General features: G+C 69.9%; 16 protein-coding genes, 1 pseudogene and 1 riboswitch. Of the genes and pseudogenes, 11 read left to right on the forward strand and 6 right to left on the reverse strand.

The window, feature by feature from the left end:
• Window positions 1-56: 56 nt before the first annotated feature.
• Window positions 57-1,541 carry a sugar transferase gene (locus tag IDM29_RS01250; RefSeq protein WP_375372390.1) on the reverse strand — a complete coding sequence of 495 codons (1,485 nt, stop codon included), beginning with the start codon at window positions 1,539-1,541 and terminating at the stop codon, window positions 57-59.
• Window positions 1,542-2,373: 832 nt separating this feature from the next.
• Here IDM29_RS01250 and IDM29_RS01255 point away from each other — a divergent pair.
• Window positions 2,374-4,449: an acyltransferase family protein gene (locus IDM29_RS01255; protein ID WP_188037059.1), complete on the forward strand. Its 2,076-nt coding sequence runs from the start codon at window positions 2,374-2,376 to the stop codon at window positions 4,447-4,449.
• Between the two features lie 391 nt (window positions 4,450-4,840).
• Here the strand turns inward: IDM29_RS01255 and IDM29_RS01260 are convergent, their stop codons facing one another.
• A complete protein-coding gene (locus IDM29_RS01260) occupies window positions 4,841-6,142 on the reverse strand; it encodes a hypothetical protein (RefSeq protein WP_223147831.1) in 1,302 nt (433 codons plus the stop codon).
• Between the two features lie 1,023 nt (window positions 6,143-7,165).
• Here IDM29_RS01260 and IDM29_RS01265 point away from each other — a divergent pair.
• The 3 genes and pseudogenes from IDM29_RS01265 (at window position 7,166) to IDM29_RS01275 (ending at window position 10,060) form a co-directional block, all read left to right on the forward strand.
• Complete coding sequence (locus tag IDM29_RS01265) at window positions 7,166-7,339, forward strand: transposase (protein WP_188037061.1); 174 nt, start codon at window positions 7,166-7,168, stop codon at window positions 7,337-7,339.
• Window positions 7,340-7,659: 320 nt separating this feature from the next.
• Window positions 7,660-7,833, forward strand: a pseudogene (locus tag IDM29_RS17760) (IS3 family transposase); the annotation flags it as partial.
• A 661-nt stretch (window positions 7,834-8,494) separates the two neighbouring features.
• Window positions 8,495-10,060 carry a polysaccharide biosynthesis tyrosine autokinase gene (locus IDM29_RS01275; protein ID WP_188037063.1) on the forward strand — a complete coding sequence of 522 codons (1,566 nt, stop codon included), beginning with the start codon at window positions 8,495-8,497 and terminating at the stop codon, window positions 10,058-10,060.
• Between the two features lie 100 nt (window positions 10,061-10,160).
• On the opposite strand, the gene IDM29_RS01280 is transcribed toward IDM29_RS01275, so the two are convergent.
• The 3 genes from IDM29_RS01280 to IDM29_RS17565 form a co-directional block, all read right to left on the reverse strand.
• Window positions 10,161-10,454 (reverse strand): hypothetical protein, encoded by a 294-nt coding sequence (locus IDM29_RS01280; RefSeq protein ID WP_188037064.1) that lies wholly within the window; start codon window positions 10,452-10,454, stop codon window positions 10,161-10,163.
• 689 nt (window positions 10,455-11,143) lie between these two features.
• Complete coding sequence (locus tag IDM29_RS01285; protein ID WP_188037065.1) at window positions 11,144-11,656, reverse strand: LPXTG cell wall anchor domain-containing protein; 513 nt, start codon at window positions 11,654-11,656, stop codon at window positions 11,144-11,146.
• Between the two features lie 78 nt (window positions 11,657-11,734).
• The gene (locus IDM29_RS17565) at window positions 11,735-13,591 is read right to left on the reverse strand and encodes a DUF4012 domain-containing protein (protein WP_188037066.1); all 1,857 of its coding nucleotides are present in this window, start codon (window positions 13,589-13,591) and stop codon (window positions 11,735-11,737) included.
• A gap of 118 nt (window positions 13,592-13,709) precedes the next feature.
• On the opposite strand from IDM29_RS17565, the gene IDM29_RS01295 reads away from it, so the two are divergent.
• Complete coding sequence (locus tag IDM29_RS01295; protein WP_188037067.1) at window positions 13,710-14,300, forward strand: low molecular weight phosphatase family protein; 591 nt, start codon at window positions 13,710-13,712, stop codon at window positions 14,298-14,300.
• Window positions 14,301-14,405: 105 nt separating this feature from the next.
• A riboswitch (cyclic di-GMP riboswitch) is annotated at window positions 14,406-14,482 on the forward strand.
• Between the two features lie 9 nt (window positions 14,483-14,491).
• Window positions 14,492-15,352, forward strand: coding sequence for an EAL domain-containing protein (locus IDM29_RS01300; protein ID WP_182111838.1), 861 nt, complete (start codon window positions 14,492-14,494; stop codon window positions 15,350-15,352).
• A 45-nt stretch (window positions 15,353-15,397) separates the two neighbouring features.
• Here IDM29_RS01300 and IDM29_RS01305 read toward each other — a convergent pair whose 3' ends face one another.
• Window positions 15,398-15,766 carry a hypothetical protein gene (locus IDM29_RS01305; RefSeq protein ID WP_182111839.1) on the reverse strand — a complete coding sequence of 123 codons (369 nt, stop codon included), beginning with the start codon at window positions 15,764-15,766 and terminating at the stop codon, window positions 15,398-15,400.
• Window positions 15,767-16,016: 250 nt separating this feature from the next.
• Between IDM29_RS01305 and IDM29_RS01310 the strand changes: the two genes are divergently transcribed.
• From IDM29_RS01310 to IDM29_RS01330, 5 genes are all read left to right on the forward strand, one after another.
• A complete protein-coding gene (locus IDM29_RS01310) occupies window positions 16,017-17,726 on the forward strand; it encodes an FAD-dependent oxidoreductase (RefSeq protein WP_188037068.1) in 1,710 nt (569 codons plus the stop codon).
• Window positions 17,727-17,909: 183 nt separating this feature from the next.
• Window positions 17,910-18,188, forward strand: coding sequence for a metal-sensitive transcriptional regulator (locus IDM29_RS01315; protein ID WP_182111841.1), 279 nt, complete (start codon window positions 17,910-17,912; stop codon window positions 18,186-18,188).
• A 140-nt stretch (window positions 18,189-18,328) separates the two neighbouring features.
• The gene (locus IDM29_RS01320; protein ID WP_182111842.1) at window positions 18,329-19,735 is read left to right on the forward strand and encodes a glutamate decarboxylase; all 1,407 of its coding nucleotides are present in this window, start codon (window positions 18,329-18,331) and stop codon (window positions 19,733-19,735) included.
• 40 nt (window positions 19,736-19,775) lie between these two features.
• Complete coding sequence (locus IDM29_RS01325; protein WP_223147832.1) at window positions 19,776-21,518, forward strand: APC family permease; 1,743 nt, start codon at window positions 19,776-19,778, stop codon at window positions 21,516-21,518.
• 127 nt (window positions 21,519-21,645) lie between these two features.
• Window positions 21,646-23,482 (forward strand): thioredoxin domain-containing protein (locus IDM29_RS01330; protein ID WP_188037069.1); only part of this gene is annotated, 1,837 nt, incomplete at its 3' end.

Consider the following 23,482-nt stretch of genomic DNA (forward strand, 5'->3'; position numbering starts at 1 on the left):
GAGCCGCCGGCACACCGCCACCTTCGCACTCTGTCACGTGTAGAACACGGGGCGCGTTAGTAGGCACCACTACCGCCAGCAACAACCCTTACAGTCTTTGCCATAAGGATAAGATCACCAATCAAGGTCCAATTCTCGACGTAAAACACGTCCATCCGAATCGCTTCTTCCGGCTCAAGATCGGATCGTCCCGAAATCTGCCAGAGGCCCGTCAGCCCCGGCTTCACCAGAAGCCTACGTTGCGCGCGCCTGTCATATTGCGCGACTTCTTCCTCGACTTGTGGGCGAGGCCCGACGAGGCTCATCTCGCCGCGCAGCACATTGAGCAATTGTGGAAGTTCGTCCAACGAGTACTTCCGCAGGACGCGACCGACCGTGGTGACTCGAGGGTCATTCTTTGGCTTGTAGAAGAGTCCCACACCGCCGTGCCCTTCCGCTGCCAGAACTTCGCCGAGACGTTCGTGTGCGTTTACCTCCATGCTGCGGAATTTGAGCATTTGAAACCGGCGACCATTGATTCCTACGCGCTCTTGCCTGTACAGCACAGGACCCGCTGAGGTCGCCTTGACCAGGACAGCGATCACGATCAGTAGCGGGGAAAGTGCAACCAGCAGTACTAAGGCTGTTAGCCAGTCAAAGAGCGACTTCATGGCGTATTTGGGCCCGGTAAAGCGGGGTTCGTCCACGTACACTAGAGGTAGACCGCTCACGGGCTGGAGGACAATCCGCGGGCCAGCGATGTCAGTGAGCGCCACCGTCAGTGCGAGGTCAACACCTGTACCCTCAAGATCCCAGCCGAGTCGCCGTACGGCGTCTGCTGTCATGGTGTCGGCTCCCACGACCGCGACCATGTCGACACCGAGCCGCTTTGCGGCGTCACCGGCGCCGTCCATGCTGTGTACGCCGTCCCAACCGGTCACGTGCTCCCCCTCAGGCACGGCCACGCCGACGACCGCGAAGCCAGCCGGACTGTCCGCACGAAGCCGGTCGAGCATTTCTTCGACGCGCCGGGCGTGCCCGACAAGTAGCAGTCGAGATCTTGCCTCACCCTTGCGTCGCTGGCGGCGGAGCCACTGGCGGCAGGCGAATCGTCCTAGGAGGAGGAGAACGACGCCGAGCGGAAAAGCAACTCCGAGGAAGCTTCTGCCGATATCCATTCTGAGCATGTATGCAATCACAGCAACGCCAGCGAAGAGACGCCAACTCACGGCGATCACCCGTTGATATTCAGCGGCGCCAACACCGAGGAGCCTACGGTCCTGGGCCCGGCCGACGACAAGGGCGAATATCCACGCCCACATCAGTACGACCGATACGGCGAGGTAGCTTGGCGAGAAGTCGCCGCTGACCTGCGTCACTCCTTGGGAATTGATCCGAACGAGGTACGCAACCAAGATCGCGATATATACCGCAATGGCGTCGGTCAGCAGGATGCGGCTCGCGTACGCCGCCCACCAAGGTCGCTGAACGGGGGCCAGGTTGGTGTTGGCAGCGGTAACGGAAGCCGGATCCGCCTGGGCGGTCTCATCGCGGCGTAGCACGAGCCGTATACCCCCTTCGGCGCGGTCGGGGTGCCCGCACGTCGGGCACACTATAGTGAATCGCGCTGGCTTCCGTAGAAGTTCTCACCCCACGGAGGATGAGAGCCAGGGGAGCACCGAGGATGTATCCGAGGCACTTCGCGGGCCGAGCTGGGCGACGTCGCACCCACGGAGCACGAGGCCCTCTACGGCCGCGAGATGCCCCCGCCCGCATTGCTGGAGGCCAGAGAACGGCGCCTGCGCCGGCCCGGACGGTTAAATGCCCACGCCAATCCCCTGCGCCAGGCTTGCGCCGCCGCGGCGCAGGAGGGTGGAGGTCTACTCGTGGTGTGTCCGGGTCCGGGTCCGGCTGGTCAACCCAAGCCGGTCCGCCCGATCGGCGCGCTGGCGGCGGCACGTCGTCTGACACATTGGGGACCGCGCTGTGTCGCGACAACCGACCGAGTCCGCCCTGGGTGTCGCACCGGAGTGATGGCTCCAGTGCGCCTGAGGTAGCTTGCGCCGCGCTAGCGCGTGCCCGCGCGAAGCGGCGGCTAAGGCATCCGCGCATCGCATCTCGGCCTTCCAGGCGATGATCGTCCGCGCTGACACCACCTAGGCGCCCTCGCTCCCGTCCGCCTGCGGTGAACTAGCCCTACAGCGATGCGCCGGGGCCATTAGCGCTCACAAGGAGGAATTCTTCCGCGTGGCGCGGCGCGATCCTTTCGGCTCCGCTCACCCAGTCCGGGGGATGTCGCGGACGGCCAAACACAGGCACGCTTGTGGCGCTTGGGCGCGTGACGAACGACACGATCGCCTGTCCCCGCTGCTAGAGTCGGGCCGATCCGAGGGGGTGCCGGTGCCGAAGAGTGGTGCGCGCAACGTTCGTACCGACATCCAAGCGCTGCGCGCCCTCGCCGTGGCGCTGGTCATCTTCGACCATATGAGAGTGCTCCAGCGTTTGCCGGGCGATCCGCAGGGTGGCTTTATCGGCGTCGACGTGTTCTTCGTCATTAGTGGCTTCTTGATCACGGGACACCTCTTGACGGAGACCGCCTCGACCGGGCGCGTCTCCTTCAAGAGGTTCTACCAGCGCCGCGCGCGCCGAATCCTGCCTTTGGCGGTGCTCGTGGCCGGCACGACCATCCTTGCCGCGTTGATTGTGTTCTGGCCGGCCCGCGCGGTGTCTTCCCTAGCGGACGGAATCTGGTCGCTGCTCTTCGTCTCCAACATCGCCTTCGCGGCCCAGGGCGTGAACTATTTCGACGACGGAACGACGTCCATCTTTCAGCACTACTGGTCATTGTCCGTCGAAGAGCAGTTCTACATCTTCTGGCCGGTGATGATCGCCGGGGTCGCGTGGGGCGCTGTGAAGTTGAAGCGGCCACGGCCGCCCCTCATGATCGGGGCGATTGCCGCTCTCGGGGCACTGGCGTTCGCCTGGGCTTGCGTCGACACCGCTCAGAGCCCGACGACGGCGTACTTCTCGACCCTTGCACGCGCGTTCGAGTTCGCGCTTGGGGCGCTCGTGGCTGCGTTTGCAGGGCGGCTTTCCGGAATGCCGGACGGGATGCGCCGTACGCTGAGCGCCGCGGGGTTGGTCGGCGTGGTTGCGAGCGTGTGGGTCATCGAGGCATCTCCTGCATTCCCCGGGCCAGCGGCGCTCGTGCCGACCGCTGCCGCCGCGCTCTTCATTCTGGCTGGCACGGGAACCGATCGGAACGTGGCGGTCTGGCCGGCTCGCACCCGGGCCGTGCAGTACGTAGGGGACATCTCGTACTCGCTCTACCTTTGGCACTGGCCCGTCATCGTAATCGTGGCCGCCCTGATGCCCGCCGGCCCTACTTCAGCAGCACTCACCCTTGTCGTGACGCTCGCACTGTCCGTTGCCTCGTACCGATGGGTGGAGCAGGCGGTCCTGCGGTCCGGGTGGCTATCCGGAACACGATCGGCTCCTCGAGCTCGCCCGTCGTTGGCTCCCCTGGCACGCATGGCCGTCACGATCGCAGGCGCAGCGCTCGTCATCGGGGGAGGCACCGCAGCGGCGCAACCCGATGCCCACAGAACGGGTGCGGTTGCGACTCGGCCGAGCGAAGCGACCGCCCAGTCGGCAGCGTTCCAACAGCTGGCGTCTGACATGCGAGCGGCGGCGGCGACGAACAGCTGGGTTGGGCTTACCCCAGACATCAGCCAAGTCGCTGAAGTGACCGAGGGAGTGCTGACGCCCGACTGCTGGAATGACCGCGACACCACCCGCGACCACTGCTATATCGGCCCGGCCGACGCCACCACGACCGTTGCCGTACTCGGCGACTCAATGGCCATGAACTGGGTGCCGGGCTTGTGGGCTGCGATCGAGGACCGCGGATGGCGTTTGAGCGTCTACACAAAGGTCGGCTGCCCGTACGCAGACGCGCCCGTCTTCGACACGGACGGCTCCTTGTACGAGGGCTGCGAGGACTTCCGAGACTGGGCTGTGGACGCCATCCTTGAGGAGCGCCCCGACAGTGTCGTCCTCGCATCTGCGCTTAAGAAGGAGTTGCCCGGCGCCTCGGGTACTGCTGAACTCGCCTCCGCCTGGTCCGCCGGCGTGGAAGCCACGACGGCAAAGCTGGGTGGCATTTCGGGAGCGATCTTGATTGCACCGCCCGAAGGTCAAGCGCTCAGCGCCTGTGCGAACCGGTTCACGGCTCCCGACCAGTGTGGCTCAGCGACGACCGACCTGTGGGGGGCCGTCCGCGACAGCACCTTTGTAGCCGCCGCCCCGGCGTATCGGGTCGTCGACACGGGACCTTGGTTTTGCCGCGAGGACGGCAACTGTCCCGCCGTGATCGGGACAATCCCGGTTCGCCGCGACGCAGTCCATATGACCGACGCGTTGAGCATCAGGCTCGCCCCGCTCCTGTGGGAGTTCGCGCTTCGTCCATGAGTCCGTCCCCCTCCGCGTCACCCACATCCCGGTGTGATACGTCCTCGGCGTGATCGGGCACGGGTTGCAATTGGCCGTCGCCCCTCCGCGGCGCCCGAGACACCGAGGACAGGTCACACGTACACGTGGAACGAGAACTCCTCCCGTACGGCAGGTCCGCTGACGGCCCCTGACCACAGGTTCCCGATAACGCCACCGCGGGAATGGTGACAAACGAGCCGCCAACTCTCGCGCCTGGTCGCGATACCGCATCCGCTAGAGCCGGACTAGCCGAACGAAGTGCCCGGGCGCGTTGAGCCTTGCTCCATGAAGAGGCGCTTGAGCACGGAAAACCACATAGCACCAAGGATTGGTAGCAGCGCACGCGAACATTCGGAGCGACCCACACCTGTCACTGGACCGACAATGCCGAGATTCCTCGCGGAGTTTTGCGAGGCCACCCCTCAGAGCCGCGCCCGTGCAGTAAAATGTCCCGGTCCGCCATCGGCCGTAAAGCCCACAATGCAAGCAGCATTCCCGAGAAGACAGCCGTCCCAGCCTGCCAGGGTGAGAAGAGGAGATCCCAGACCACCTGCAGCGCCATGACAATCGCGATTGGAAGCATCGCATCAGAGGCCGGCCACCGCAATAGAATATTGCCGGCCGCAAAGAAGACGAAGACTGGAACTGCAACGCCAAGGATTCCCTGGCTCGCCCAACTCTCAAAGACCATCGAGTGAAGCGATATACCTCCGGCGGGCGTAAACCAATACTGCATGTACGCCTCTGGACTGGCATATCCTAGTGAGTCTGCAAGGGTCGAAGCGCGACCAATGATGCTTCCAGGAACCGAGCCGAGGTCGCCCCAGCCAAGTAGAGGCTTCGCCGAAATCACAGCGATCGACAACGGGAATTCCGTCCTGCCGCCTAGCAGTGCCGAAGGGCCAAGAGCGGCCTGAGCGGCATGGCGCCGAGCAAGCACGTCACCGAAAATGCCTCGCTCAATCATCTGGGTCAGCAGTGTGTAGCACACTAATGCGAGAACTACGGACCCCGCGAAACGGGCAAAACTGTGCCGGCCAACCCTGCCGCGGGCCACAAGCACAAGCACCGAGCCAACGGCCACTAGCGCCAATGACCGAAAGTTCAGGAACAACGCTGCGAGTGCGACCGTGAAGAGTAGCCCGTGAATCCATACTTGCTTCACGCCGCGTCGAACCAGAAGCGCGAGGACGAGAAAAAGGACTGGTACCCCCGCCCCGTACTTGACCGCATCTTGCAGATTCCAACGCAACGTGCCGTAAGAAGAAAGAAGTGCTAGGCAGGCCGAGCCAACAGAGACGCCCACCAGGAGGGATATGAAACGCGAACGGTCGTCACGCAAGAGAACGAGAGACGCTCCGTAGATCATGACAACGGCGCTCATCTGGAGGAAGTAGTAGCCGCCAAGCGGAGCGCCCGCGGCAATCCGGAGAAGGAGCAGAACCGCCAATGAGAACGCGAGGGCCCAAAAAGGCGTGCGTGTTGCTCTTCTAGTCTCCGCAAGCGGCAATGCTAACAACACCGCAGCACAAAGCAGCACGAAAATCGATATCGAAACGGTAGGGGGCCTCAAGGCCGTGGTCCCGCCGAGCAGAACCAGGCCAGGAAGCAGTCGTCCAATGCCCGTCTGAGCGGACGTCGGCGCAATCGGCACACTGTACGATCCGCGCACAATTTACCCTTCGGAACACACCACCGTAACCGAGCGGCAACGCCACTGGCCAGAGGACTATCGCGAGACCGACACACGCGCCCAGATAGATACCTCCCGGTCCGAAGGCGGCCCCAAGGATGAACATTGCGAGCAGAGACAGCAAACCAGCCGCTACGAACGTGATCGCGATCGCCACGAAGCGATAGCCCGGCGCTGGCCGCCTTCAGCATACCTGGCCGCCTCGGCGGTGTTCCTATGCCAGACGTAACGGGCCTGCGGCTGGACTGATTGAGAGTCCCAACTGACTCGGTCCTGTTCTGGACGCCACGGTGACCTGCGAGCAGAACCAACTCGTCCAGCCGTGCCGGGAGAGGGCCGCCTGAAGGCGAAGAGCGAGTTCGCGGGCATCGACCGCGACTTCGCGGTGAGCTGGGTCAGAAGTTGGTTTCGGTGTCGAGCGAACATGCCGCCTGCGGACCCGCGCCGGTCAGCCCCCTCCCCCCGCGGTGCCCGCCCACCGTCAGCGCCCTGGACCGGTACGCGGAGCGATCCGAGGTGCTTGCGCCGAGCGTTCCGGCTGCCACGACATCTACGGGCGGAAGGTGTGGAAACCCCGCACACCCTCTCAAGCGGCCGGTCGAAGCCTGCCGCGTCGACCGTTCGATGCAGGCCGCTCGGGCTGCCGGCGCGGTCCGCGGTTCGGGTCCACCTGGGTGCAGCGCGACCGCTACGAACCAACTACGCCGTCGCGCTGCGCGACGACCGGCGGCGGCCAGCGGTTGGCCGGGCTGGAGCGGGAGAACAGAGCGTCGCCGGCGCACGCGACCCTCGGGCGGCATCCACGCCTCGATCTCCGCGCTCAGAACGGCCTACAGCAGCTGCAACACAACCCCCAGCGAGTCATGGGCGTCTCGCCTCGGGAGCCCGAGTGCATACCACTTGCGGGGATCCCTTGACGAGGCCCCCGTAGGGTGGTTGACACTTCCGGAGCCCGCCGGGCTTGGGGAGGATGGCCGCTCTTGATGCCCACAGGAGGGCTGAATGGGCGAGAAGAGGAAGTACCGGCAGTTCACCGTCGAGCAGAAGACCGAGGTCGTGCTGGCCGGCCCGCGCGGGGACCGGTCCGTGCGCGAGGTGTGCCGCGAGGACCAGATCTCCGAGACGTTGTACTACTCGTGGCGAGACAAGCTGCTCGAGGCGGCAAGGCTGCTCTAGCGAACCCGCAGACCCGCACCCCGGAGCACGCCGAGATCACCGAGTTGAGGAAGAAGGTCGCCTCGCTGGAGCGATCACTGGGCCGCAAGACGCACGAGCTGGACGCGCGGGGGAACTCTCGCGGGACTGGACGTGAACACCCGGGTGTCCAGAGCTCGCGCCGTGGTCGCCACCGTACGCAAGCGGGCCGTCGTCGCCCGCATCGCGCGCGCCTCACGACAGTCCCTCTACCGCCCGGTCAGCCGACGCCCGCCCGGCGCCGGGCCTGGCCGCGGACGGCCTGAGATGCGGCGCTCGTCGAGGTCGCCCGCGCCAACCCGGTCGACGGGACCCGGATGGTCGCGGCCCTGGCGTCCCGGCAACTCGGCGAGCCGGTCAGCCGCAAGCGCGTCCAGCGGGTGATGCGCGCCCACGGGCTGCTGCAACGCTCACGCAACACCGACTGGCGCCCCCGCCCGGGCTACTTCCGGGTGACCCGCCCGAAGGAGCTGTAGCACCCCGACGCGACCAAGGTCTGGACCGCCGCCCAGGGGTGGGTCTACCCGCACGTCGCGGTCGACTGCTGCACCTGCGAGGCCGCCGTCCTGGCCCGCTCGGTCCCGCCCGGGCCAGCGGACCCTGGGCACGGACAACGGGTCGCAGTTCACCTCGCGGGACTTCCGCAAGCACCTGTCCGCCCGGGATCACCCACCGCCGCGGCGGCTACCGCGACCCCGAATCCCAGGCGTTCGTTGAGTCCTGGTTCGGCCAGTTCAAGAAGCGCCGCGCCTGGCGCACCGAATGGGAGACGATCGAAGACGCCCGCACCGAGATCGCCGCCCACATCCAGACGTACTAGCACCGACCCACTCCGGGATCGGCTACCGCACTCCCACCGAGGTCGCCCGCGCCTGGGCCGACCCCGACCTACAAACCGCAACGACCTGACCCGTCAACGACCACGGGTCCACGTCATCCCTCCGATGCCGAAGAGCGCTAACTCGGCGCAGCGTAACGGCCCTAAGGCGATCCGTCCGCCGCGCGGATAGCCGTCTCCTACGAGTCCGGGAACCCGTTTCACTCGCCGCGAAGGTGGCTACGTGCATCGTGCCGCAGCCTGGTTCTCGAGCATGAGACGATGACCTGTCATCCCACCGCACAGCAAGGAGTTCACGGGTGGAGCTGCAGGACTACATCGGGATCGTGCGGAAGCGGTGGCTCTCGATAGCGCTGATCACCTTGCTCTTCGTCTCAGGCGCCCTCGCCGCCACACTCCTGGCGACGCCCACCTTCCAAGCGCACGCGCAGGTCTATGTCTCCGTGCGTTCGGGCGGCTCCACAGCCGACCTGCTCCAGGGAAGCAACTTCACGCAGCGCCAGGTGAAGTCCTACGTCGAGCTGGCCAGCACCCCGCGGGTCTTAACCCCTGTCATCGAGCACCTCGACATCGCGACAACACCCGACGCGCTCGCCGAGCAAGTCAGTGCGGACGCGCCGCTCGACAGCACACTGATCAACATCCGCGTTACCGACACCGACCCGCAGGCGGCGAGCGACATAGCGAACGCCGTCGCTGACAGCCTCGCCACCGAGGTTAGTGCCATCGAGAAGCCTTCAGGCGAGCCGTCACCCGTAGTTATCAGCACCGTTCGCACCGCCGCAACGCCCCAGGAATCGACATCGCCTAACGGCAAACTGAATGTCTCCCTCGGTCTGGTGGTAGGACTCGCACTCGGTCTGGGCTTTGCCGTTCTTCGGGAGATACTTGACACGCGCGTGCGGAGCGAAGCCGATGCCCGTAAGGTCACAGATTCTTCGGTAGTCGCTACGATCTTGCATGACGAAGAGGCACTCAAAACTCCGCTGCTCTCTGCCGCGAGTACCCACAGTCCGCGATCAGAGTCCTTCCGACGCCTACGGACTAACCTTCAATTCCTCGACGTGACAGACGACCTCCAGACCATGGTCGTCACGTCCTCTCTCCCAGGCGAAGGCAAGTCGACCACCGCGATCAATCTCGCCATCACTCTGGCGGATGCTGGCACGCGCGTCCTCCTCATCGACGCCGACCTCCGGCGACCGTCGGTCGCAAGATATATGGGCATTGAGGGAAATGCAGGGCTCACGACCGTGCTGATCGGCCGCGCGACGGTCGACGATGTCGTGCAGCCATGGGCGAGCGGGCAGCTCCATGTGCTTCCCTCTGGCCAAATTCCGCCCAACCCTAGCGAGCTCCTGGGCTCCCGCACGATGGCGGACCTACTCGCAATGCTGAGCACCCGATACGACGTTGTGATCATCGACACGCCACCACTTCTGCCCGTGACCGACGCGGCGATCCTCGCGCGGTTGACGGGTGGGGCAATCGTCGTTGCGGGAGCGCACTTGATTCACCAGGGCGAACTGAAGCAATCTTTGGGCGCACTGGAGGCTGTAGGCGCCCGCGTGCTAGGCCTAGTTCTCAATCGAGTGCCATTCAGAACGCCCGGTAACTATGCGTATTACGACTACGCGCCTCTTGAGCCGACGAGCGAGAAGAGACGTAGCAGGCGCATGTCGGCTAAGACGGCCGACGCGGCGCGGACAATCGATGCGAACCGGCCGCCGAGGGAAGTCGTCCGGGTGTCCAGCCGACGCCAGGCACCCGAAGGGCGCGTAGAGGACTTCTTTGGTGAACCCCCCACGACCACGGGGAGCAACCGGTGGCCAGGCGGACCCCTTGGCGGGGACGAGGTTCGGTAGCTCGCTCTACGGCCGCCCAGCCGTGAGAGGTCCCGCACGCGAACCGGTACCCGCCGCATGAAAACGGCCCGCGCCAGTTCGGGCCGCCGGGTGCGTCTCCTCACACGGTCCCGCCATCGCCGCCCAGGTCGCCGTCCGGCACGAGCTGCCCCCGCACCGTTCGACCGCAGGGGCCGAGGCGGCAGCGCGCCAGCGCGGCATCCTCGGTCGTGAAGCGGCCGGGGCCCTCCCCGACCTCGAGCACGCGCGCGCCCGGTCGCACGAACCGGGCGAGGAAGCGCTTGTACACCTCCAGGGACACGCGCCCCGCCACGTCGCCGACGAGGCGGTTCCACTCGGCGTCACCGAACTCGTCGTAGTTGGCGCGGGTCGCTTCCCGGTCCTCAACTGTCATGCCCGCAGTGTGCCCGACCACGAGCCAGCGGCAGTCATGCTGGCACGACGCTACGCTCGATCGTCAAACCCAAATCAAACGGGGGCGCGTGCCGGCGCCGTCTTGCTCCCATCATTGGGCTTCTTGCCGAGCTGCCACCACCAGCCGCTGCGGGATGAGTCCCCGCTCCCGCCGGTCTAGAGGCCGGCGGGTGAGCGCGTGCGTCCTCGTCCGCTAGGGCCGGGTAAGCCGTAATTCGGGTTATCGCGGTGGGCGTCGAAGAGCGCGTCGCTAACAGCGCATTGTGGACACGTTGGTCAGCATCGCGCGCCGGGGCAACGCGATGCCGCCAGGTGAGTACTCCCTCGTGGCCGAGGCGGCTCGTTCCAAAGCCGCGACGTGGCCCGCCTCCTGGGGCGCCAGAAACTGGGTTGGCTCGGCGGGCCAGATCGCCCTTGTGGGGGCAAGGCCGCCCTGGAGAGAGTCGCCTCGCGGGCAGGAGAAAGGCCCTAAGCGGCCGCCGGCGCGCGACACGCCACGACCTGCGGATCGTATCCGCGTGCATCGAGAGGACCTACCGCCGCCGGCGACGCCCACACACACGCACCCTCTTACCCGGCGCACCCACCTCCTGGCACCGGCGTTTGAACCGGAGAAAGGACGAAGGCCGGGTCCGAGGACCCGGCCTTCGTTTTGCGTTGCTTTTCGTATCAGCGAGCCTGGGCCGTCTGGCGGCGGCGCGCGACGAGAACCGCACCTGCGCCCGCGAGCACGAGGGCACCGGCACCAGCGGCCAGCTCGACCCCGTCGAAGCCCGTTGCGGGGAGGGCGCCGGCAGCAGCACCAGCAGCCGTGACCGTGAGGACCTCGTCGCCGACCAGGTTGCCGGCTGCGTCGAAGACCTGCGCCGTGTACGTTCCAGCGGCCGTCAGCGTGACGCTGAAGCTGACCGACGTGCCCGTGGCCGTCTTCGTGAGCGACTTGGTGCCCGCGATCGTGATGGCGTCGTTGGAGATCGAGGCGGGGTTCGACGTGATGGTGAGGGTGTAGGCCTCGCCGGCCGTCGTGCCATTCGTCGTGATGGTGAAGGTCTCGCCGACGGTGGGCGTGGCGTCCGTGGTGCTGGTGTTGAAGCTCGGCGCGTCGTACGCCATCGCAGCGGTCGGGGCGACTGCGAGCGTCGCGGCGGCGAGAACGGTGAGGGCGATACGGCGACGGTTCATGTGAGATTCCCTGGGGCTGCAGCGTGTGGGGGTACCGTGAGCATGATCACTCGGTGGCTGCCGGAACTCTAGCGGGCCTCACGTGCACATGGGAAGGGCGGGCGCAGAAGTCACCCGGCGCGGAACCGGGGTTGTCCGCATTTCAGGATGATTCCCGGGCTCAGGTCCCGACAGGACCGAATAGGTGATGGTCTCGGTGGCGCCGGGCGCGAGGGTGACCGTGCGCCCGACGACCGCCAGCCCGTCGTGCCGCTGTGACGTGATTCCCGGCTCGCCCGCCGTGGACTCGACCTCGTCGATCAGGCCGCCGTGCGGGGCGTAGACCAGCACGTTCATCTGGATATGCCCCTTGGGGAAGTCTGGATCGGTCCCCGTGACGTACGTCGGCAGCTGCGCCGGATCGCCCGGGACCTCGTTCCGCAGGGTCACCGTGACGACCAGTTCCCGCGTTCCGTCGGCGAAGCACGTGCCGCCGCCCAGGGTCGTCTCGAAGCCGAGGTAGTACCCCATCTTGTCGGCGTTGCCATCGTTGAGAAACACCCCGATAACAGGATTTTTACCTGCGGATCCGCGCAGCTCACCGCTCAGAACCGTTCCCGAAAGTGCATTCTGCTCCTCCTCGCGAGCCGACCACACCATGAGCCGGCCCTGTCGTGCGGCCTCCGCCAAGGCGTCGACCGCGGCGGCCGGAGACCCCTGGCCGCCGACGACTGCCGAGAACACGCCCTGCGACGTCTCGGCGAAGAACGCGTCCTGCTCCGCCGGCGGGAGCAGCAGGTAGACCGTGTTGAGCAGCACCTCGACCGCGTTCTCGCTCGTGAGCGAGCCGCCGACCGCGTCGGACACCGCGCCGGGCGGAAGCGGCACCGGGCCGGTGGCGCCGAGCACGAGCGCCAGCGTCCCCGGGTCCACCGACAGCACGCCGTCGACTGTCCCTCCGAGCTCCTGCTCCCAGATCGCCTTCGTCAGCTCCCCGGTGCGCGGGAAGTCGGGCGTGAACGTGACGTCGCGGATGTCCGAGGCCAGGTCCTCGCCGAAGAGCGCCTGCTCGGCGGCGGTCAGCGGAAGCACGGGCTCCGGTAGCTCGACCAACGGACCGCCGGACCGCTGCTCCACCACCCGCACGGCCCCACCCTCGGCCTCCAGCAGGATCACGGCGCCCGGGATGCCGCCGGTGGCCCGCGGCTCGGCGGTGTTCTGCACCAGCAGGACGTACGACCGCGGGCCGTCCGCGCCGAGCATCGGGGGCAAGAGCTGGACGGCCTTGGCGGCGGTCGCCGTGGTCATCGCCACCGCGTTCACCTGGCCGGTGAGGTCGGCGACTGGGCCGGCCAGCGGCGCCCAGAGCGCCGCGGGGTCCAGGGACGCCACACGCTCCGCCGCGCTCTGGACCTCGGCGTCGGCGGCCACGACCGCCGGCGCGGCCTCCTGGAGCGGCGCCAGGGGGACGCGCCCGTCCACCGGGGCCAGGGCCGACGGGTCCACGATGGCGGTGGCGTCCATGAGCCCGGGGAGCGCACGGTCCGCGAGCCCGTCGACCACCTCGCTGACCACCTGGACCGCGCGCACGTTCGGCCCCACCCACGGGAGCACGCTCGCGGCCGACCAGTGCGGGCCGTGCGCTGCCGCCATGGCGCGGTCCGAGTGGTCCTGGAGGTCGGCGAGGGTCGTCTCGGCGGCAGCACGGTCACCGGCGAGCACCTGGTCCTGGAGCTGCGTCACCAGGCCCGCCGCGGTGAGCAGCTCCTCCCGGGCGCGCAGCGCGTCGAGGGCGAGCCACCCGGCCCACGCGACGAGCAGCACCAGCAGGCACTGCACGGCGGTCAGGACGGGGCGGCGTCGGCGACGTCGGGCGGCGGACGCGTGCCGCGGCGCCTCCGCGGCCCGGCGCGAACGGCGGGTGGGCGCGGCCTCCACGCCCCCGGCGTTCGTCACCACTGGCTCCTCTGGTTGACCCCGTGCAGCGGCCGAGCCTACTCATCGCGGCGGCGCGCGTGACCACGGCCACGACGCCGACTGACGCGCGGCGCCCCGACCCGCCACACTGGTGCGCGTGACGACCGACTCCTCCGCACCGACGTCTCGCGCCACGTTCTCGATCCTCACCGTGTGCACGGGCAACATCTGCCGCTCCCCCGCGGTCGAGCGCCTCCTCGCGGCCGGGCTCGGCCCCGACTCCGGCGTGAGCGTGACCAGCGCCGGGACCCACGCGATGGTCGGCTACCCCGTCTCCGAGCCGATGGTCCCGCTGCTGACCACCGCGGGCGGCACCGCGGACGGCTTCGCCGCGCGCCAGCTCACCGAGCGCCTCGCGCGCGACGCCGACCTGGTGCTCGCCCTGACGCGCGCCCACCGCAGCGCCGTCGTCGAGGCCGCACCGGCGACCGTGCGGCGCGCCTTCACGCTGCTCGAGTTCGCCCGGCTCGCGGCGGCCGTCGACCCGGCCCAGCTGCCGGCCGGGACCCCGGCCGAGCGCCTCGCCGCCCTGGTGCCGCTCGCGACGGCGCAGCGCGGGCGCTCCCCCGTCGCGCCCGACGCCGACGACGTCATCGACCCGTACCGGCGCGGGGACGCGGTCTACGCGCAGGTCTTCGACGTCATGGCACCCGCCGTCGGGACGATCGTGGCGATCGCCCGCGGCTGACCCGCCCCGGTGGGCCGAGCGGGTGAACCCGCGGCGGCAACCGCAACTCTCGCGTCATCGCGCGCCCGCGCCGCGCTCACACTCAGTGACAGTCCCTCACCGGGACGACGACAAGGGCACACCCGTCGCGAGGCGGGGCCGCAACGCCACGGGACCGCACGCCGGTCGGCCGGGCTACCGAAGGGACACGCATGGCCACGCTCGACCGCGCCGCCAACACCGACACCGCGCTGGACGCAGACCAGGGCGCCGCGCAGCTCGCGCTCGGCCTGTTCAACCGTCGTCCCGACGCCCTCGAGGTCGAGCTGCAGCGCGAGCTCGGCGGCGGCCAGCTGCGCATGCACTACCAGCCGCAGCTGGACCTGGGCGACGGCCGCGTGGTCGCCATGGAGGCGCTGATCCGCTGGGCCCACCCCGACCACGGCCTCATGACGCCGGGGCAGTTCCTGCCCCTGGCGGAGAGCAACGGTCTCATGGGCATGATCGACACGTGGGCCCTGCGCACCGCGTGCCGCGACGGCGCCTGGCTGGCCTCGCGCGGCCGCACCATCGAGGTCGCCGTCAACGTCACGGCCTCCCAGCTCACCGACCCCACCTTCCTCACCGAGGTCGAGCAGGCCACGCGGGCGGCCGGCCTGCCCATCGAGCTGCTCACGGTCGAGATGGGCCTGCGCGACGTGCTCGCCCAGATCTACGCGGCGCGCGACGTCGCGCTCGGGCTCCACCGTCGCGGCGTGCGCGTCTCGGTGAGCGACGTCGGCACCGGCGCCTCCTCCCCGGGCCGCCTCGCGCAGCTGCGGGTCGGGGAGGTCAAGGTCGACCGCGCGCTGACCGCCGCGATGGACGACGCGAGCATCGGCACGGTCGACGTCGTCCGCGAGATCGTCGCCGCCGCGAAGGCCGACGGTGCCCGGGTGGTCGCCGAGGGCATCGAGACGCCCGCGCAGTACGAGGCCGCACGCCTGGCGGGCTGCGACCGGGCGCAGGGCTACCTGCTCGGCCGGCCGGCCCCGCTCGAGGACCTCGCCGGGCTGCTCGCTCGCTCGCGCTGAGCCCTCGCCCGGCGGGGCCGGTCGACGCACCCCGGCCCCGCGGCCTCACAGGGACCGGACGAGCTCGACGGCCTGCAGGAGCGTGAGGTCCGGCTGCTGCCTGCGCACAGCGACGACGGCGCTCACCTCGCCCTGCTGGTCGCGGCACCGCCGCACCGCGTCGACGTCGAGCCCGGCGGCGACGGCGGCGACGGACCCGTGCCGGGCGGCGAACCACGCGGCGCGCCGGCGCTCGTCCGCACGCTCGGCGACGAACCCGACGGCCGCCACCACGACGACGCCCGTGAAGAGCGCCGTGCCCGCGCCCGGCAGGTCGAGCAGGAGGAAGCAGACGGCGGACGAGAAGGACAGCACGACGCCCAGGACCAGCAGCGTCGTCGACAGGCGGCGGGACGGCCTCGTGCTCGTGGGCATGGAATCTCCTCGGGTCCGTGGTGCGGCGGGTGTGCCGCGCCGGCGCTCCGGACGCTAGGCGGGGAGCCCCGGCGGGCACGTCGCCCGAGCGACCGACGCCACGCGCGCGACGTCCGACCCACGGCCCACCTCCGCACGGCCCGCATCGCCCGGGGTGACGACGCGTGACCCGTCCCTGCCGCAGGTGATCGTGAGGGAGGACACGCCCCGCGACCCACCTCCACGATACCCCCGGGGGTATCGTGGAGGCATGTCCACGACCCCTCCAACCGCCCCGGCGCGGATCGTCGTCGTCGGAGGTGTCGCGGGCGGCATGAGCGCCGCCGCGCGCGCCCGGCGGCTGGACGAGCACGCCGAGATCGTCGTCCTCGAGCAGTCCGACTACGTCTCGTTCGCCAACTGCGGCCTGCCCTACCACCTGTCCGGCGAGATCGCGGAGCGCGAGGCCCTCCTCCTGCACACGCCCGCATCCCTGGCCGCTGCCCTCGCGCTGGACGTGCGCACCGGGACACGCGTCACCGCCGTCGACCCGGCCGCTCGCACCGTCACGGTGCTCACCGCGGACGGGCCGGACACCCTCTCCTACGACGCGCTCCTGCTGGCGCCGGGCGCCGTCGCCGTCCGGCCGCCGATCGACGGGCTCGACCACCCGTCCGTGCACGCCCTGCGCACCGTCCCCGACCTCGACGCGCTCGACGCCCGGGTGGCAGCCCTGACCCGCGACGCGGGCTCGACGCCGTCCACGGCGGTCGTCGTCGGCGCCGGGTTCATCGGGCTGGAGGCCGTCGAGGCGCTGGTCGCACGCGGCCTGCAGGTCCACCTCGTCGAGCTCGCGGACCACGTGCTGCCCCCGCTGGACGCCGAGCTCGCGCCGCTCGTCGCCGACGAGCTCGCGGCCCACGGCGCCCACCTGCACGTGGGCACCTCCGCGCGGAGCATCACCGCGCGGGACGACGACGGCGGGGTCACCGTGACGCTCTCCGACGGCAGCGACGTCCCGGCCGACGTCGTCGTCGTCAACGTCGGCGTGCGACCGGCGAGCGACCTCGCCCGCGACGCGGGCCTGGACCTCGGCCCCACGGGCGCGATCCGGGTCGACGCCGACCAGCGCACCTCCGACCCCCACATCTGGGCCGTCGGCGACGCCGTCGAGGTGACCCGCGCCGTGACCGGTGCGCTCGGTCCGGTGCCGCTCGCCGGACCGGCCAACCGGCAGGGCCGACGCGCCGCGGACTCCATGCTGGGACGCCGCACCACCCCGCAGGCCGCGGTGCTCGGGACCGCGATCGTGCGCGTCTTCGGGCTCACGGCCGCCATGACCGGCCCCGGCCAGGCGGACCTGCGGCGCGCCGGGATGGCGCACGAGGTCGTCCGGATCCACCCCGGTCACCACGCGGGCTACTTCCCCGGCGCCGAGCAGGTCCACCTCGTGGCGACGTTCGCCCCCGACGGGCGCCTCCTCGGTGCGCAGGGGGTCGGGCGCGACGGCGTCGACAAGCGCATCGACGTCCTCGCGACCGCGCTGCGTGCCGGCATGACCGCCGACGACCTCGCCGAGCTCGAGCTCGCGTACGCGCCGCCGTACGGGTCCGCCAAGGACCCGGTCAACATGCTCGGCTTCGTCGCGCAGAACGTCCTGGACGGCACCATGCCGCAGTGGCACCCGGACGAGCTCGACGCCGTCCTGGCGCAGACCCTCGTGCTCGACGTCCGCTCCCGCGCCGAGTACGACCGGGGCCACCTCGAGGGCGCGCTGAACATCCCGCACACCGAGCTGCGCGCGCGCCTGGACGAGGTGCGCGACGCCGCCGGCGGCCGCCCCGTCAGCGTGCACTGCGCCAGCGGCGTGCGGTCGCACATCGCCACGCGCGTCCTGCTCGCCGCGGGGCTGGACGCCCGCAACCTCTCGGGCGGCTGGCTGACGCTGACCGCCGTCCACCCGCGGCTCACCCGGGCCTGAGCGCCCGCGCCACCCCGCCGAGTTCGAAGGAGACCACCATGTGCTACCCCGTCCGCTGCGCGACCTGCCGCAAGACCACGTGGGAGGGATGCGGCATGCACGTCGACGACGTCATGGCCACGTGCCCCGCGCCGAGCAGTGCACCTGCCCCCGCTGACCGCCTGACGCACGAGGAGACCCCGCATGGAGCTCGACAAGGACGAGATGGTCAAGGTCACGAACCGCCTGCGGCGCGCGCAGGGGCAGCTCGCGGCCGTCGTGCGGATGCTCGACGAGGGCCGCGACTGCGAGGACGTGGTCATGCAGCTCTCGGCAGTCTCGCGCGCGCTGGACCGCGCGGGGTTCGCGATCATCGCGTCGGGCATGCGGCAGTGCCTCACGGCGCCCGCGGCCGGCGACGAGGACGCCGCGCCGACGCTCGACGTGGCCAAGCTCGAGAAGCTGTTCCTCTCCCTCGCCTGACCGCGTCCCCCGGCGGCCGGCCCCCGCCGGGCGCCACCGGACTCGTGCCCGTGCCCGATTCACGAGATGCGTCCCAGATCACGGCGTTTACAGTGGTAAGTGGCCTCCAGGTGCGGGGCCACGTTCACTAGGGGGGCACCATGGTCACGAACACGCGTCGAGTCGCGCGCCGGCAGGACGAGCCGGACGTCGTCGAGCTCAACCCGGTCTTCGCGCGTCCAGGCGAGGCGACCGAGCTACCGAAGTTCCGGATGCCGGACGACGAGTCGATGCCGTCGACGGCGTACCAGGTCGTCCACGACGAGGCGATGCTCGACGGGAACGCGCGACTGAACCTCGCGACGTTCGTCGGCACGTGGATGGACGAGTACGCGTCGCGCCTCTACCTCGAGGCCGCCGACAAGAACATGATCGACAAGGATGAGTACCCGCAGACCGCCGCGGTGGAGACCCGGTGCTGGACCATGCTGGGCGACCTGTGGCACGCGCCCGACCCGGAGCACACGATCGGCACCTCGACCATCGGCTCCTCGGAGGCGGCGATGCTCGGTGGGCTCGCGCTCAAGCGCCGCTGGCAGCACGCGCGCCGTGCGGCGGGCAAGGCGACGGACCGGCCCAACCTCGTGATGTCGAGCGCCGTGCAGGTCTGCTGGGAGAAGTTCTGCAACTACTTCGAGGTCGAGGCGCGATACGTCCCGATCACCGAGGAGCACAAGGTCCTCGACGGCTTCGAGCTCGAGAAGTACGTCGACGAGAACACGATCGGCGTCGTCGCGATCATGGGCGTCACCTACACGGGCATGTACGAGCCGGTGACGGAGATCGCCGCGGCGCTCGACCGGATCCAGGAGTCGACCGGCCTCGACGTCCCGATCCACGTCGACGGCGCCTCGGGCGGCATGATCGCGCCCTTCGTGCAGCCGGACCTCGAGTGGGACTTCCGGGTCGCCCGCGTCGCCTCCATCAACACCTCCGGCCACAAGTACGGCCTGGTCTACCCCGGACTCGGCTGGGTCGTGTGGCGGGACGTCGAGTCCCTGCCCGAGGACCTCGTGTTCCGCGTGTCCTACCTCGGCGGCGACATGCCGACGTTCGCGCTGAACTTCTCGCGCCCCGGCGCCCAGGTGCTGCTCCAGTACTACCTGTTCATCCGGCTGGGCCGCGCGGGCTACACCGCCGTGCAGCGCACGGCCCACGACGTGGCGCTGTACCTCTCCGGGGAGATCGCCAAGATGCCCGCGTTCGAGCTCTGGAACGACGGCTCGGACATCCCGGTCTTCGCCTGGCGGTTGCGCCACGGGCACACGGAGAACTGGAACCTGTACCACCTGTCCGAGCGGCTCCGGATGAAGGGCTGGCTCGTCCCGGCCTACCCGATGCCGGACGACCTGCCGGACGTCACCGTGCAGCGCGTCGTCGTGCGCAACGGGTTCAGCCACGACCTCGCGTCGGCCTTCCTGGCCGACCTCGCCGCCGAGGTGGAGTACCTCGACGCGCTCACCGGTCCGATGCCGACCGAGGGCCAGCGGTCCGGCTTCCACCACTGATCCAGGGCACGGCGGAGCATGCTCGAGCAGGGGGAGAACCATGTCCACGCACAGCACCACACCAGGATCGAGCGGGGCCGAGGCGAGTCCTTCGGGCTCCCACGCCCGGTGGCCCCACGTCAGGGCGGACGGCACCCACGCGCCGTCGGCCGAGCACGTCAAGGCGCACCCGTATGGCACGCCCGGCGCACGCATCCCGCCGGAGCACACCGGCCCGGCGATCGGGGCGCCGGCCGCGAGCGCGACCGTCGCCATGTCGGTCGGGCAGCTGGCGATGCTCACCGTCGTCGTCGTGGCCTCGTTGCGGTCGCTGCCCGCGATGTCGCTGTACGGGCTCGGCTCGGTGACGCTGTTCATCATCCCGGCGATCGTGTTCCTCGTGCCGACGGCGCTCGTCGCGGCCGAGCTCGCGACGGGCTGGAAGGGCGGCGTCTTCACCTGGGTCCGCGAGGCCTTCGGTGACCGCACCGGGTTCGTGGCGATCTGGCTGCAGTGGATCCAGAACGTCGTGTGGTACCCGACGCAGATCGCGTTCATCGCGGCGAGCCTGTCGTTCGTCATCGGCGACCAGGGGCTGTCGAACAACGGCCTCTACACCGCGGCCGTCATCCTCATCCTGTACTGGGGCTCCACGCTGATCACCCTGGCGGGCGGCAACCTGTTCGCCAAAGTCGGCTCCTGGAGCGGCATCCTCGGCACGCTGTTCCCCGCGGTGCTCCTCATCGCGTTCGGCGCGATCTGGCTGGCGACCGGGGAGAAGTCGGACACGTCGCTCGAGGCATCGGCCGTCATCCCGCCGTGGACGGGCATCGCGTCGATCGTGCTGATCGTCTCGAACGTCCTGGCCTACGCGGGCATGGAGGTCAACGCCGTGCACGCCAACGACCTGAAGAACCCCGGCAAGGGGTTCCCGCGGTCGATCGCGTTCGCGACGCTCCTCATCCTGCTGGTGTTCATCCTGCCCACCATCGCGATCAGCCTCGCGGTGCCGAAGAGCGAGCTGGGCCTGACCAACGGGATCAACCTGGCGTTCAAGGAGTTCTTCGACCACTGGGGCATCGCGTGGGGGACGCCGGCGATCTCGCTGCTCATCGCGCTCGGCGCCTTCGCCTCCGTGGTGACGTGGATCGCCGGGCCGTCGCGCGGTCTGCTCGCCGCCGCCCGGACCGGCCTGCTGCCGCCTGCGCTGCAGCGCCGCAACAAGGCCGGGGTCCAGGTCGGCATCCTGGGCGTGCAGGGCGCGATCGTGACGCTGCTCGCGCTGCTCTTCGTGCTGGTGCCGAGCGGCAACACGGCGTTCATCGCCCTGGTGGACATGGCCGCCGCGCTCTACCTGATCATGTACATCCTCATGTTCGCGGCGGCGATCCGGCTGCGCAAGACCAAGCCGGACGTGGTCAGGACGTACCGGACGCCGGCGATGACGTTCGTCGCCGGGGTCGGGCTGGTCGCGTGCGTGACGGCCTTCGTGCTCGCGTTCGTCCGGCCGTCCGGGTTCACGGGCCTGTCCGAGAGCGCCTACCCGCTGGTCGTGGCCGGGGTCGTCGTCGTCCTCGGCGGGCCACCCCTGCTGTTCTACGCGCTCCGGCGCCCGTCGTGGGACCGCCGGACGCCCGAGGAGCGGGCGAGCGCGGACATCGTGCTGGTCAACCCGCTGCCGTCCTCGGGCACCGGGACCAGCGGCACAGCAGGGACCGCCGGCACAGCCGGGACCGCCGGCACGGCCGGGACGGCCGGGACCGCCGGCACTCCTCCCCCGCAGCCGGGGACGGCGTCCGGCTGACGGGCTCGCCAGGCGGCGTCCGCGCGGGCCGTCCGCGCGGGCGCCGTCTGGCGGGGTCACGTAGCGTCGAGGAGACCGCGTCGTCGGCGGTTGTCACGCCGCGACCCCGGGAGCAGCAAGGAGTCCGATGCCCAACCGCCTCGCCGCCAGCACGAGCCCGTACCTGCAGCAGCACCGCGACAACCCGGTCGACTGGTACGAGTGGGGTCCCGAGGCGTTCGCCGCGGCCCGCGAGCGCGACGTCCCGCTGCTGATCTCCGTCGGCTACGCGGCGTGCCACTGGTGCCACGTCATGGCGCACGAGTCCTTCGAGGACGCGACCACCGCGGCGTTCATGAACCAGCACTTCGTCTGCATCAAGGTCGACCGCGAGGAGCGGCCCGACGTCGACGCCATCTACATGGAGGCGACGCAGGCCATGACCGGCCACGGCGGCTGGCCGATGACGGTCTTCGCGACGCCCGACGGCGACCCCTTCTTCTGCGGCACCTACTTCCCGCCGCGCCCGGTCAGCGGCATGCCCTCGTTCCCCCAGGTGCTGGCGAGCCTGGCGGCCGCGTGGACCACGCGCCGCGGCGAGGTCGACCAGAGCGCGTCCGGCATCCGGGAGGCGCTCGGCGCGCAGGTCCGCGGCGAGCTGCCGGCGGCCTGCGTGCTCGACGAGGCGCTCCTGGCCGACGTCGCGTCCACGCTGCGCCGCTCGTACGACGCCGCCCGGGGCGGGTTCGGCGGGGCGCCCAAGTTCCCGCCGTCGATGCTGCTCGAGTGGCTGCTGCGCCGGGCCGCCCGCACGGGCGAGCCGGACGCGCTCGCCATGGCGAGCAGCACCCTCGAGGCGATGGCCCGCGGAGGCATGTACGACCAGCTCGGCGGCGGCTCCGCGCGGTACTCGGTCGACGCCGGCTGGGTGGTCCCCCACTTCGAGAAGATGCTCTACGACAACGCGCTCCTCCTGCGGGTCTACGCCCACTGGTGGCGGCTGGCGCGCTCGCCGCTGGCCCACCGCGTGGTCACCGAGACCGCGGACTGGCTGCTGCGCGAGCTGCGCACGCCCGAGGGCGGCTTCGCCTCGGCGCTGGACGCCGACTCCCTGCCCGCCGGCGACCCCGACGGCCACCCGCACGAAGGCGCCTTCTACGTCTGGACCCCCGAGCAGCTCGTCGAGGTGCTCGGCGATGACGACGCCGCCTGGGCGGCGGGGACCTTCGACGTCACCGCGGCGGGCACCTTCGAGGAGGGCGCCTCGGTGCTCCAGCTGCTGCGTGACCCGACGGATGCGGACGGAGCACCCGACCGCGAGCGGTGGGCCGACGTGCGGCGCCGGCTCGCCGAGGCCCGCGAGGCGCGACCGCGGCCGGCACGCGACGACAAGGTCATCGCCGCCTGGAACGGGCTCGCGATCGCGGCCCTGGCCGACGCCGGTGCGCTCCTCGAGCGGGCCGACTGGGTCGACGCCGCGGTCGGTGCCGCGGCGCTGCTGGAACGCCACGTGACGCGCGACGGCGACGTCGTGCGCCTGGCGCGGGCGAGCCGCGACGGCGTCGTCGGCGCCGCGGCGGGCGTGCTCGAGGACTACGCCGACGTCGCGGAGGGCCTGCTGGCGCTGTACTCGGCGACGGGCGACGAGGCCTACGTCGTGCGCGCGGGCGAGCTGCTGGACGAGGTGCTCGCGCGGTTCTCGGAGGCGGGTGCGGCCGCCGGTGGCGGCACCGGCTTCTACGACACCGCGGTCGACGAGACCGACGCGGTCCTCGCCCGCATCCGCCGGCCGCGCGACGTCGCCGACGGCCCGACGCCGTCCGGCCAGGCGGCCGCCGCGGGCGCGCTCGTGACCTATGCCGCCCTGACCGGCTCGTTGCGCCACCGCGAGGCCGCCGAGGGCGCGCTGACCGAGCCGCTGCTGGTCGCGCGCCGCTACCCGCGTGCGGCCGGATGGGCGCTCGCGACCGCTGAGGCGCTGCTCG

The organism is Actinotalea sp. JY-7885, from assembly GCF_014525465.1.
In the GTDB taxonomy this organism is placed as follows: domain Bacteria; phylum Actinomycetota; class Actinomycetes; order Actinomycetales; family Cellulomonadaceae; genus Actinotalea.

What these genes read in the sequence shown, in the direction of transcription:
- IDM29_RS01310 (WP_188037068.1), top strand. Translation starts at nt 16,017, where the DNA reads ATGTCCACGACCCCTCCAACCGCCCCGGCGCGGATCGTCGTCGTCGGA.
- IDM29_RS01285 (WP_188037065.1), bottom strand. Translation starts at nt 11,656, where the DNA reads ATGAACCGTCGCCGTATCGCCCTCACCGTTCTCGCCGCCGCGACGCTC.
- IDM29_RS01280 (WP_188037064.1), bottom strand. Translation starts at nt 10,454, where the DNA reads ATGACAGTTGAGGACCGGGAAGCGACCCGCGCCAACTACGACGAGTTC.
- IDM29_RS01325 (WP_223147832.1), top strand. Translation starts at nt 19,776, where the DNA reads ATGTCCACGCACAGCACCACACCAGGATCGAGCGGGGCCGAGGCGAGT.
- IDM29_RS01300 (WP_182111838.1), top strand. Translation starts at nt 14,492, where the DNA reads ATGGCCACGCTCGACCGCGCCGCCAACACCGACACCGCGCTGGACGCA.
- IDM29_RS01320 (WP_182111842.1), top strand. Translation starts at nt 18,329, where the DNA reads ATGGTCACGAACACGCGTCGAGTCGCGCGCCGGCAGGACGAGCCGGAC.
- IDM29_RS01305 (WP_182111839.1), bottom strand. Translation starts at nt 15,766, where the DNA reads ATGCCCACGAGCACGAGGCCGTCCCGCCGCCTGTCGACGACGCTGCTG.
- IDM29_RS01315 (WP_182111841.1), top strand. Translation starts at nt 17,910, where the DNA reads ATGGAGCTCGACAAGGACGAGATGGTCAAGGTCACGAACCGCCTGCGG.
- IDM29_RS01265 (WP_188037061.1), top strand. Translation starts at nt 7,166, where the DNA reads ATGGGCGAGAAGAGGAAGTACCGGCAGTTCACCGTCGAGCAGAAGACC.